This is a genomic window from Citrobacter sp. Cpo061, from assembly GCF_030332845.1.
Taxonomy (GTDB): Bacteria; Pseudomonadota; Gammaproteobacteria; order Enterobacterales; family Enterobacteriaceae; genus Citrobacter; species Citrobacter portucalensis.
Window position 1 is genome coordinate 323,170 of the sequence record NZ_JAOWHB010000036.1, and the last position, 11,094, is coordinate 334,263.

The following is an 11,094-nucleotide window of genomic DNA, read 5'->3' on the forward strand; positions in this document are numbered from 1 at the left end:
GAAATCATGAAACTTCTGTCTTATGCAATGCTGGCCCTGATGTTTGTTGTTTCGGGCCAGAGCATGGCGGAACAGACCGCGCAACCTGCCACCCAGAACAGTCGCGACGCGATGATTATGCCCCCTGCGCACGATCAGTCCCCGTTCGATTTTAATCATATGGGTGCAGGCAGCGACAAGTCCGACGAATTAGGTGTGCCTTATTACAATATGCGCAACCTGTAATTATATTGCCCAGCAACTGCGGTAATGCCTGTCAGTTAGCGCCTCAGTTTCAGTAAACTGGCGGAGGTAAAAAACATGCTATCTCGGAAATAGAGTTCCGTTCACCTCATGTTCATCGTTTCTCTGAAACACGGATTCCCGTGAACGTGTAAAGGGCGTTCTCCGCCACGCCCTTTACAATCCCGGCTCCCGGCGGGAAAATTGTTGCTACGCAATACCCTCCGCTTATTCCTCCTGGCTACCGGGCCTTACGGAAACACGTCGGCAATTTTCAGCCGGACCAGCCCACACCTGACCATCTGCGTTTTTTGTTTAAACAGCAAAAAAGATTTAACTGGAAGTCAGTGCGTTGAAGCGATGACCCCGGTCCGGCTGAAAATCGATGAGGCGTTGACGGCTGACCGGGGCTGTCCGCAGGGATGCGGACAGAGGGGACGGCCTGCATGGACGCAGGCTCGGCCCCGACCCGACAGGCAGACGACATAAGACGAATAACAAAATTGCCGGGAGCAATTTTGAACAGCGCTTGTGCTGGCCCCGAAGGGGTAAGCCCCAGGGATGGGGCGAATAATCGCGCAGCGACGATTTTCCCGCCGGGAGCCTGGGATGCAAGGGAGACGGCGGTGAGTCTCCCTTGCACGTTCACGGGTATCTACGCTTCAGAGAAATGACACCTCTGAGGTGAACGGAACCATGAGCAATAATCACATGTTCACCATACATGCTTAACTGACGAGCATTACTCCACTGCGGGGCTTTTTTAGCCCCTCACCGACGCAACCTTACGCAACCGAAAGCCAAACACATTGATATACAACCCTGCCATGATCAGTAGCGCACCGAGCAGTTGCAATCCGGTCAGCGTTTCATCCAGCAGCACGGCGGCGCTTGCCAGTCCAACGACCGGCACCAACAGCGACAACGGCGCGACACGCCAGGTTTCATAGCGTACGAGTAACGAACCCCAGATACCGTAACCCACAATGGTCGCCACAAACGCCAGATAAACCAGTGAAAGAATGGTGGTCATATCTATCTCCACCAGACTGTGGATCATTTGCGTTGGACCATCGAGAATTAATGAAGCAAGGAAGAACGGAGCAATAGGAATTAACGCGCTCCATACCACCAACGACATAACGGCTGGGCGCGAGGTATGCTGCATGATTTTTTTGTTAAAGATATTACCGCAGGCCCAGCTTAGCGCCGCCGCCAGCGTCAGCATAAAACCGAGCATGCCAACATGCTGACCGTTCAGACTGGCCTCAATCAGCACCAGCACGCCAAATACCGCCAGCGCAATCCCAACCAATTGTTTACCCTGCAGGCGCTCACCGAAAGCAAATGCGCCCAGAACAATGGTAAAAAACGCCTGAGCCTGCAATACCAGAGAAGCTAACCCTGCAGGCATACCGAATTTGATAGCGCTAAAGAGAAATGCGAACTGCCCAAAACTGATGGTCAGGCCATAGCCGAGCAACAGCGAAAGTGGGATTTTCGGCCTGGCAACAAAGAGTATTGCCGGAAACGCAACCAGTAAAAAACGTAATCCCGCCAACATTAGCGGTGGCATATTGTGCAGACCCACTTTAATAACGACAAAGTTCAGTCCCCAAACCACGACAACCAGTAACGCTAACAACCCGTCTTTACGCGACATACCACCGCCCCTGCAAATATTAAATTTTTGTAAACAAGTTAAAGTAACGGAAATCGTTGTGCCGTAACAGATCATTATTTCAGGTAGGCCACGCAAGGCATTTTCGGACAACTTATTGAGTGTACATCACAGTTTTGACATGCTATTTGTTTCTTATATCTAAAAAAAACATAACAACATGCATTGTCGGGCAGGCAAATGAATATCTCCTTGAGAAGGTCCACTCTCGCGTTACTCGCGTCATCTTTGTTATTAACAATTGGCCGTGGCGCCACTCTGCCATTTATGACGATTTACCTCAGTCGGCAGTATCATCTGAGCGTTGACCTGATCGGCTATGCGATGACGGTCGCGCTGACCATTGGCGTGGTGTTCAGCCTTGGCTTTGGTATTCTGGCCGACAAGTTCGATAAAAAACGCTATATGCTGCTGGCAATTTGTGGCTTTGCTTCCGGCTTTATTGCAATCCCGCTGGTGCATAACGTGGTGGTAGTGGTTTTACTCTTTGCCCTGATCAACTGTGCCTACTCCGTCTTCGCCACGGTGCTGAAGGCCTGGTTTGCCGATAATCTGTCAGCCACCAACAAGACTAAAATTTTCTCGCTTAACTATACCGTGCTGAATATTGGCTGGACCGTTGGTCCACCGCTGGGCACTCTACTGGTGATGCAAAGCATTAACCTGCCATTCTGGCTGGCTGCCGCCTGTTCAGCATTGCCACTGGTGTTTATCCAGACCTGGGTAAAACGTTCGACAGCACCATCAGAAGGTTTAAACGCCGCGGTGTGGTCCCCTTCGGTACTCCTGCGCGACCGGGCATTATTTTGGTTTACGTTATCGGCCTTTCTGGCATCGTTTGTTGGCGGTGCTTTTGCGTCCTGTATTTCGCAATACGTTATGGTGGTAGCGGATGGCGATTTTGCCGAGAAAGTGGTAGCAGTCGTCCTGCCCGTTAACGCCGCCATCGTAGTATCACTGCAATACGCACTTGGTCGTAGGCTCACCGCCACGAATATCCGCCCGTTGATGACAGTGGGTACAGTCTTCTTTGTCGTTGGCCTGGTCGGTTTCGCTTTCTCCGGCAACAGTCTGTTGTTATGGGGAATTTCTGCTGCCTTTTTCACTATCGGCGAAGTCATTTACGCGCCGGGTGAATACATGCTTATCGACAACATCGCGCCAGCAGGCATGAAAGCCAGCTATTTTTCCGCCCAGTCGTTGGGCTGGCTTGGCGCAGCGGTTAACCCATTAGTCAGCGGCGTCATTTTAACCACATTGCCGCCATGGTCGCTGTTTGTCGCGCTGATAGTGGCGATCGTTCTTGCCTGGGCGCTCATGATAAAAGGCATGCGCGCCAAACCCTGGGGGCAGACGGTGGTCTGCTGATGAGTATAGCGACAGAGCCGAAGCCGCTCTGTCGCATACCTCAGATTGCAACCAGTCCCCGAACGCCCTCGGCCTCCATATTTTTACCATCGCCGCTTTGAATAATACTGCCCCGCGACATGAGCAGGTATTTGTCGGCCAGCTGCTGCGCAAAATCGTAGAATTGCTCCACCAGCAATATAGCCATATCCCCCCGGTGCGCCAGTTGAGAAATCACCTGACCAATCTCTTTAATCACCGACGGCTGGATCCCTTCCGTTGGCTCATCAAGAATCAACAACTGTGGGCGACTTGCCAGCGCTCGTCCAATGGCCAGTTGCTGCTGTTGCCCGCCGGACAAATCTCCGCCACGCCGATGCTTCATCTCCTGTAAAACCGGAAAGAGCGCGTAAATATCATCAGGCACATGTCGGGCCTCCGGTGCTGAAAAACGGGAAAGACCGAGCAGCAGATTCTCTTCGACCGTCAAACGCGGAAAAATATCACGCCCCTGTGGGACATACGCCACACCGGCTCTGACCCGCTGGTGTGGCTTCCAGTGAGTGACATTTTTATCCTGCCAGAGTACGCTTCCGCTACGGGCCGGAATAAGCCCCATCAGACACTTTAGTAGTGTTGTTTTCCCCACGCCGTTACGCCCCAGCAAGCATGTCACCTCACCGATACGCGCTTCAAAGCTCACCCCGCGCAGAATATGGCTGCCACCATAATATTGATTCAGTTCTTTCACCTGCAGCATGTAAACTCCTTAACGCCCGAGATAAACTTCAATAACCTGCTCGTTGGCCTGCACATCGCGAAGACTCCCCTGAGCGAGGACACGTCCCTGATGTAATACTGTGACGCGATCGGCAATGGTTTCAACAAATCCCATATCGTGCTCAACAACCATCAGAGAGTGCTTACCGGCAAGCTGGCGAAACAGCTCCGCCGTGTATTCCGTTTCCGCATCCGTCATCCCCGCCGCGGGTTCATCCAGTAGCAGTAAATGCGGCTCCTGCACCAGCAGCATGCCAATTTCGAGAAACTGTTTTTGCCCATGCGAAAGCAGACCGGCGCGGCGGCCCCGCTCATTACCAAGCCGCAACAGCGCCAATACTTCATCAATACGATCCCTTTGTTCGCCTGAGAGTCGTGCCCGTAGAGCCCCCCAGACAGATTTATCATTTTTCAGCGCCAGCTCCAGGTTCTCTTCCACCGTTAATGCTTCAAATACCGTGGGCTTTTGAAATTTCCGTCCAATCCCCTGACGCGCGATGGCAATGGGATCCAGCGTTGTTAAATCGGTCGACTGATCGTATATCGCACGACCACTTTGCGGTCTGGTTTTACCGGTTATGACATCCATTAACGTCGTCTTCCCGGCGCCGTTGGGGCCAATAATACAGCGCAGCTCCCCGATGCCAATATTGAGCGAGAGATCCGTTAATGCCTGGAATCCGTCGAAATTAACGTTAATTTTTTCCAGTTGGAGTACCGGGTCCGTTTGTTCGCGAAACCGATCGCCCGGCATCTGGCGAGTAAAAAGTCCTTCATCCGGCTGCATTATTTGTCTCCTTTGCGAAACAGGCCAATCACACCACGGGGTAAAAAAAGCGTAACGCCAATAAAGATCAGGCCAAGAAACAGCTGCCAGTATTCCGGCATAATGACGGTAAACAGGCTTTTAGCACCGTTCACCAGTACAGCGCCAAATACCGGGCCGATCAGGGTTCCACGTCCGCCGAGAGCAACCCAAATCGCCGCTTCAATCGAGTTGGTCGGCGACATTTCGCTGGGGTTGATAATCCCTACCTGCGGGACATAAAGCGCCCCGGCCAGGCCGCACAGCACAGCGGAAAGCGTCCACACCAGTAACTTGAAACCTTTCGGATCGTAACCACAGAACATCAAACGGTTCTCGGCATCGCGCACGGCGGTCAGAATACGACCAAACTTACTGCGGCCCAGCGCAAGTCCCAGCCATATTGCCAGCACCAGCAGCATAACCGTCGCCAGAAACAGCGCGATCCTGGTGGACGTCGCGGTCACCGGAAACCCCAGAATGGTGGTAAAACCGGTAAAACCGTTATTTCCACCAAAGCCGGTTTCATTGCGGAAAAACAGCAGCATTCCGGCGAAAGTCAGGGCCTGGGTCATGATGGAGAAATAGACACCTTTGATTTTTGAACGGAAGGCAAACCAACCAAATACCAGCGCCAGCAAGCCCGGCACCAGAACAACCAGCAGCATTGCCCAGAGAAAATGTTGCGTCCCCCACCAAAACCAGGGCAGCTCGCTCCACGACAGGAACGACATAAAGGCCGGTAATCCTTCGCCGGAAGTCTGGCGCATCAGGTACATTCCCATCGCATAGCCCCCCAGCGCGAAGAAGATACCGTGTCCCAGCGAGAGCATTCCGGCATAGCCCCACACCAGATCCAGCGCAACGGCCACAATGGCATAGCAGAGAATCTTCCCGGCCAGCGTCAACGTCCACACCGATATGGCCAGCGGATGCTCCGCAGGTAACAGCGCAAGAAACGGCAGAATAATCAACGCCAGCAGTAAGCCCAGACCCAGCACGCGTGTTGTACGCGGCGCTTTACGCGCCAGCGTTATTGTCATTGGCATCGTCATCAGTCAATAACCCTCCCTTTCAGCGCGAACAGTCCCTGAGGTCGTTTCTGAATAAACAGAATGATCAACACCAGGATCATGATTTTGCCGAGAACCGCCCCCACCTGAGGCTCCAGAATTTTATTGAAGATCCCCAGCCCAAATGCCGCAGCCACGCTCCCGGCAAGCTGTCCAACGCCGCCCAGTACTACCACCAAAAACGAATCGATAATGTAGCTTTGCCCCAGCTCCGGTCCTACGTTACCTAGTTGCGAGAGCGCCACGCCTCCCAGTCCGGCAATTCCTGAACCAAGGCCAAAGGCCAGCATATCGACTCGTCCGGTAGGTACGCCGCAGCAGGCCGCCATATTGCGATTTTGCGTCACGGCACGCACGCGCAGCCCGAGGCGCGTTTTATTCAACAGCAGCCAGGTGAAGAACAGCACCAGCATGGCAAAGCCAAGCACCACTATTCGGTTCCACGGCAATATCAGATTGGCATAAACCTGAATGCCGCCGGAAAGCCATGCGGGATTGGCGACTTCCAGGTTTTGCGCACCGAAAGTCATACGCACCAACTGGATGAGCATCAGGCTGATACCCCAGGTCGCCAGTAGCGTTTCAAGCGGACGGCCATATAAATGGCGTATCACCCCACGCTCGAGCAGCATTCCTACTGCCGCAGTCAGCAAAAAGGCGACCGGAAGTGCAATAACCGGATACCAGGCTAACCCGTGCGGGAAAAACTGCCCCATCAGCTGTTGCACCATCCAGGTACAGTACGCCCCGAGCATTAACATCTCGCCATGCGCCATATTGATGACGCCGAGTAATCCATAGGTTATCGCCAGACCTAATGCCGCAAGCAGCAAAATAGAACCCAGTGACAGTCCCATGAAAGCCTGCCCTAGAAGATCCCCAACCTTCATGCGATGCGAGATGGAATTCAGACTTTCGTCAGCGGCAGCACGCACTAGGGCATCGGGTTCATGTTCAGCCCGGGTGAATGGCTGCAGGCGCGCCTGAGTTTCAGGATCATTTGACGCCCCTAATAGTTCGATTGCCTGAAGCCTGACCTCCGGCGAGGTGCTGCTCAGTTGCAGATTTGCCAGTGCAATAGCGAGTGCGGATTTCACATCACCATCTGACTCCTGAGCCAGTCGTTGCTGTAAAAACGGCAGCATGCCCGGCTGCGCCTCACGCTGTAATGTACGAGCTGCCTTTAGCCTTACCGTGACACTGTCACTTAAAAGCTGATGGACAGCCAACGCTCCGGCTACCAGATTACGCAGGCGGTTAGTCAGGCGAATTTTTTTTAGCTCGCCGTTTGGGGCTGTCGCTGTTCCTAACGGCTGTACGTGCGAGCCGTTCATGATGAAGGCATTTTTCGCGTTATCGGTCAGCAGGTTCTCATCTCGCAGCGCGCTGAGCAGCGGGATGCGCTGAACGTCGGGATTCACCGCCCATTGTTCAAGCAAGGCGGCCTGCTGAGCACGGTTGGCGGCGGTAAAGGTATCAGCATCTGCGGCATGGGCTATCCACGGCAAAAACCACATCAGCAACAACACACCACGAATAAAGCGCATAGCTTTCATGAGCGTTCTCCAAAGCATTACCCTCCCGCAGGAGGGCGTTAGATCAGTTGCTGACGGTTTTCACAGGCTGTTCAGATTTTTTATCATTACCAGCGATGTACGGACTCCACGGCTGGGCGCGGACCGGCTCATCGGTTTGCCACACCACGTTAAACTGGCCGTTGCCTTCAATCTCGCCAATCATGACGGGTTTATGCAGGTGATGGTTGGTCGCATCCATGGTCAGGGTAAAACCTGATGGCGCAGCGAAGGATTGCCCCGCCATAGCTGCACGAACTTTATCCACATCGGTAGTTCCGGCTTTTTCTACCGCCTGCGCCCACATATGCAGGCCAACATATGTGGCTTCCATTGGGTCGTTCGTCACCACCGAATCAGCATTCGGTAATTTGTGCGCTTTGGCATACGCCCGGTAATCAGCGACAAACTTTTTGTTGGCCGCATTATCGACGGACTCAAAGTAGTTCCAGGCGGCAAGGTTACCCACCAGCGGTTTGGTATCAATACCGCGTAGCTCCTCCTCACCCACGGAAAAAGCCACCACCGGCACATCGGTGGCTTTCAGCCCCTGATTCGCTAACTCTTTATAGAACGGTACGTTAGAATCCCCATTGATGGTTGATACCACCGCCGTTTTTCCCCCTGCGGCGAATTTTTTAATACTGGCGACAATGGTCTGGTAATCGCTGTGTCCGAATGGGGTGTACACCTCTTCGATGTCTTTATCGGCGACCCCTTTTGAGTGCAAAAAGGCGCGTAAAATTTTGTTGGTCGTGCGCGGATAAACATAATCCGTGCCCAGCAGGAAGAAGCGTTTCGCGCTACCGCCGTCCTCACTCATCAGATACTCAACCGCAGGGATCGCCTGCTGATTGGGGGCTGCGCCGGTATAGAAGACATTAGGCGACATCTCCTCACCTTCATATTGCACCGGGTAAAACAGCAGACCGTTCAACTCTTCAAATACCGGTAGAACCGATTTACGCGAAACCGATGTCCAGCAGCCGAAAACTGCCGCCACCTTGTCCTGACTCAGCAGTTGTCTTGCTTTTTCAGCAAATAACGGCCAGTTCGAGGCCGGGTCAACCACCACCGGTTCCAGCTTTTTACCCAACACACCGCCCTGAGCATTTATTTCATCGATGGTCATCAACGCCACATCTTTTAGCGGCGTTTCGGATATGGCCATCGTGCCGGATAACGAATGCATGATGCCAACTTTAATGGTGTCGGCTGCCTGAACGCTAAAACTCACGCCCATTGCGACAACAGAGGCAGAAAGTGCAAAAGCTTTTAAAAATGTACGACGCTGCATAGTTTCACTCCTGAAATTAGACTTGCTGAAAGCTCCGGTGCAGCCGGGCAGACAAAACGGTGCAAATTAAGGGTGTTCAGAAGTGATAAGGCAAAAACGATGCCAGATATTAAAACCTCATATAAAATCAACAAATTAGCATCTCGCGCACATAGATCAGTATTACATTTTCCCGCCAAAAGGATTAATCACACGAAAAATTGAACCACCATGAGACAACTCTGCATTATAAACGTGCAACAATCTGTATCAGCAGCACACCGTCATAACAGCGACTCAGGGTTTAAAAACAGGGTTATTTGTGCGCAGATAAATGTGTCTCGTCACTATTATTTATTTTATTCGACGTGATCATGTCAAAAATTTACTTTTCAGTCGAAATAATCACACAGTTCAGCCTTTGTTTAAGATTGAATTGCTACTATAGTCATAAGCGAGGTGAACTTAAGGTAAGAGAGGAAACTCACAGATAAAGGAGCATTTACTATGCTGGGTAATATGAATATTTTTATGGCTGTTCTGGGAATTATTTTATTTTCCGGTTTCCTGGCCGCGTATTTTAGCCACAGATGGGATGATTGATGAACGGAGATAGTCCTGCACCGAACCGGCCCCTTGTTGCGTAGCTGCACAAGGGGCCATTTTTTTACCTGAATCGCACTCGCTGTGCCTTTTTCTTGATTTACAGATAAAAAAAACCGCCGGATAAACCAGCGGTAAATGCTTGCATGGATAGATTTGTGTTTTGCTTTTATACGCTATCTGGCAATTCCCTGCGAAGATAACGGATAGTCAGCTAACCTATCACCGACAACCCCAATGAAAGTTAAACGAAACGCAACTACCTCAAAGCGTTTTTCGAAAACTCACGCACTGAGGGGATACGAGGTTCCGTCATTGGTGTCCACCAACGCAATTTGCTCATTTTCATCCATAAACATGCAGCGATTCCTGCCGGTCTGTTTCCCCTGATACATCGCCCTGTCGGCCCGACCAAGCGCGGTATCCAGCGTTTCACCCTGTTGAACCCGGGTTATGCCTGCCGTCACCGTGATACCGATCTCTCCCTCAGCGTAGGGAATTTTTTTCTGACCAATCAGACGACAAAGTCGCAAACCCGCCTGGCATGCCTGCTCGTCCGTTTTTGTCCTGATGATGATAATGAACTCTTCTCCACCGTAGCGGTACGCCGCCTCATCATATCGCGTCCATGACAATAAATTTGATGCCAGAGCCCGCAATACCACGTCACCAACCAAATGGCCGTAGGTATCGTTAACGTATTTAAAACGATCGATATCTAACAACAATATATAAAGATTAAGCGGTTCGGCATCGAGCAACTGCCGATCAAAAGACTCATCGAGCATTCTTCTGCCAGGTAAACCTGTTAATGCGTCGATATTACTGCGGATACTCAATAAATATATTTTGTAGTCCATTACAGATGAGGTAAATGCCAGCAGCGCATCCTGGAAGCTGTCGAAATGCCATGAATGGCTACGATTCTCCACGATAGCCATTAGCAATTTCTTGCCTGATAAATGCATCTTTTCGTGGGTGGCGCTTATCTTGCTTACGTAACTACAATCATCCTCATTGTACCGTGATTGATTATCAAGCCACTGTCCAAATCGACAAGCAAAATGCGAGTTTTCACCCATAATATCCGGCTGTGTAACATCTGAAGACACCACGCAGCGGAACATTGTCACTAACCATTTGTAGTGGGCATCAATGGACTTGTTCAACTCAATCAAAATTGCATCTATTTCCTTCGTATTTCTCATCATCACGTTCTCCCTCCCTGTTCGAGCGTTTCTGATGGAATTATCTTAACGATAAAAAAGAAAATTTATGTAAATTTTTTAATAGTAATTAATAAATCGTAATTAACAGGATATTACGCTATACCATCTGGTGTGGCATAGCGTTGTCAATAAAGTGGTCAAACCAATAACGGTTCATTCAGCATTTCATTAAGCCCAATCACCTCTAATTGATCGGATGTGTAGGTTTTGTCGCCTCTGGCATATTGATACGCAGAACCATGGGAAAACCCGGATTCACGCGCTTCCTTATACCGTGCGATGATTTCAGCATTTGAGCGTGAAACATGTGGCGTAAACGGAGTGACGCTGGATTGCACAATTTTACTATCTGCACATCCGGACATAACAAGCACAGCTATTAGAACCCCTATTTTCATTAACAATTACCTGAGAAACCTGCCCGTACATGAACGCTAATCTTATCAAACATCCAAAGGCATCATCATTATTAAACTAGCATTCCTGAATATATTTCATCATCAT

The 11,094-nt window shown here is 50.9% G+C and carries 12 protein-coding genes; 4 read left to right on the plus strand and 8 right to left on the minus strand.

Going from position 1 to position 11,094, the window contains the following annotated elements; translation table 11 throughout:
- Window positions 1–6 precede the first annotated feature (6 nt).
- Window positions 7–225, plus strand: a complete 219-nt coding sequence (gene marB, locus OGX97_RS07540) for a multiple antibiotic resistance protein MarB (RefSeq protein WP_048226519.1) — start codon at window positions 7–9, stop codon at window positions 223–225.
- 760 nt (window positions 226–985) lie between these two features.
- Here marB and eamA read toward each other — a convergent pair.
- Window positions 986–1,885, minus strand: coding sequence for an O-acetylserine/cysteine exporter (gene eamA / locus OGX97_RS07545; protein ID WP_286592163.1), 900 nt, complete (start codon window positions 1,883–1,885; stop codon window positions 986–988).
- A gap of 198 nt (window positions 1,886–2,083) precedes the next feature.
- Here eamA and ydeE point away from each other — a divergent pair, with 198 nt between their 5' ends.
- Window positions 2,084–3,271: an efflux MFS transporter YdeE gene (ydeE, locus tag OGX97_RS07550; protein ID WP_032943415.1), complete on the plus strand. Its 1,188-nt coding sequence runs from the start codon at window positions 2,084–2,086 to the stop codon at window positions 3,269–3,271.
- Window positions 3,272–3,311: 40 nt separating this feature from the next.
- Here ydeE and urtE read toward each other — a convergent pair whose 3' ends face one another.
- From urtE to urtA, 5 genes are read right to left on the minus strand one after another with little or no spacing between them, the layout of a single operon-like run.
- On the minus strand, window positions 3,312–4,010 hold the full coding sequence (gene urtE, locus OGX97_RS07555) for an urea ABC transporter ATP-binding subunit UrtE (RefSeq protein WP_048214207.1): 699 nt from the start codon (window positions 4,008–4,010) through the stop codon (window positions 3,312–3,314).
- A 9-nt stretch (window positions 4,011–4,019) separates the two neighbouring features.
- Entirely contained in the window at window positions 4,020–4,817 is a 798-nt protein-coding gene (gene urtD, locus OGX97_RS07560; protein ID WP_279850595.1) for an urea ABC transporter ATP-binding protein UrtD, read from the minus strand.
- Window positions 4,817–5,890: an urea ABC transporter permease subunit UrtC gene (urtC, locus tag OGX97_RS07565; protein WP_279850594.1), complete on the minus strand. Its 1,074-nt coding sequence runs from the start codon at window positions 5,888–5,890 to the stop codon at window positions 4,817–4,819. Before urtC ends, urtD begins: the two co-directional genes overlap by 1 nt.
- A complete protein-coding gene (gene urtB, locus OGX97_RS07570) occupies window positions 5,890–7,464 on the minus strand; it encodes an urea ABC transporter permease subunit UrtB (RefSeq protein WP_218659267.1) in 1,575 nt (524 codons plus the stop codon). Before urtB ends, urtC begins: the two co-directional genes overlap by 1 nt.
- 43 nt (window positions 7,465–7,507) lie before the next feature.
- Window positions 7,508–8,779, minus strand: a complete 1,272-nt coding sequence (gene urtA, locus OGX97_RS07575) for an urea ABC transporter substrate-binding protein (protein ID WP_218659268.1) — start codon at window positions 8,777–8,779, stop codon at window positions 7,508–7,510.
- A gap of 486 nt (window positions 8,780–9,265) precedes the next feature.
- Between urtA and mgtS the strand changes: the two genes are divergently transcribed.
- Together mgtS and OGX97_RS23280 are read left to right on the plus strand one after the other, a co-directional pair.
- Window positions 9,266–9,361 (plus strand): protein MgtS, encoded by a 96-nt coding sequence (gene mgtS / locus OGX97_RS07580; protein ID WP_003032406.1) that lies wholly within the window; start codon window positions 9,266–9,268, stop codon window positions 9,359–9,361.
- Window positions 9,361–9,405, plus strand: coding sequence for a hypothetical protein (locus OGX97_RS23280; protein ID WP_424953288.1), 45 nt, complete (start codon window positions 9,361–9,363; stop codon window positions 9,403–9,405). Before mgtS ends, OGX97_RS23280 begins: the two co-directional genes overlap by 1 nt.
- Window positions 9,406–9,645: 240 nt before the next feature.
- Here the strand turns inward: OGX97_RS23280 and OGX97_RS07585 are convergent, their stop codons facing one another.
- Together OGX97_RS07585 and OGX97_RS07590 are read right to left on the minus strand one after the other, a co-directional pair.
- Window positions 9,646–10,572, minus strand: a complete 927-nt coding sequence (locus OGX97_RS07585; protein ID WP_218659269.1) for a diguanylate cyclase — start codon at window positions 10,570–10,572, stop codon at window positions 9,646–9,648.
- Between the two features lie 155 nt (window positions 10,573–10,727).
- Window positions 10,728–10,988, minus strand: a complete 261-nt coding sequence (locus tag OGX97_RS07590) for a hypothetical protein (RefSeq protein ID WP_235123791.1) — start codon at window positions 10,986–10,988, stop codon at window positions 10,728–10,730.
- Window positions 10,989–11,094 lie beyond the last annotated feature (106 nt).

Bases quoted from the DNA above. Each gene is read 5' to 3' on its own strand.
- marB (WP_048226519.1), top strand. From the start codon at position 7: ATGAAACTTCTGTCTTATGCAATGCTGGCCCTGATGTTTGTTGTTTCG.
- eamA (WP_286592163.1), bottom strand. From the start codon at position 1,885: ATGTCGCGTAAAGACGGGTTGTTAGCGTTACTGGTTGTCGTGGTTTGG.
- ydeE (WP_032943415.1), top strand. From the start codon at position 2,084: ATGAATATCTCCTTGAGAAGGTCCACTCTCGCGTTACTCGCGTCATCT.
- urtE (WP_048214207.1), bottom strand. From the start codon at position 4,010: ATGCTGCAGGTGAAAGAACTGAATCAATATTATGGTGGCAGCCATATT.
- urtD (WP_279850595.1), bottom strand. From the start codon at position 4,817: ATGCAGCCGGATGAAGGACTTTTTACTCGCCAGATGCCGGGCGATCGG.
- urtC (WP_279850594.1), bottom strand. From the start codon at position 5,890: ATGACGATGCCAATGACAATAACGCTGGCGCGTAAAGCGCCGCGTACA.
- urtB (WP_218659267.1), bottom strand. From the start codon at position 7,464: ATGAAAGCTATGCGCTTTATTCGTGGTGTGTTGTTGCTGATGTGGTTT.
- urtA (WP_218659268.1), bottom strand. From the start codon at position 8,779: ATGCAGCGTCGTACATTTTTAAAAGCTTTTGCACTTTCTGCCTCTGTT.
- mgtS (WP_003032406.1), top strand. From the start codon at position 9,266: ATGCTGGGTAATATGAATATTTTTATGGCTGTTCTGGGAATTATTTTA.
- OGX97_RS07585 (WP_218659269.1), bottom strand. From the start codon at position 10,572: ATGATGAGAAATACGAAGGAAATAGATGCAATTTTGATTGAGTTGAAC.
- OGX97_RS07590 (WP_235123791.1), bottom strand. From the start codon at position 10,988: ATGAAAATAGGGGTTCTAATAGCTGTGCTTGTTATGTCCGGATGTGCA.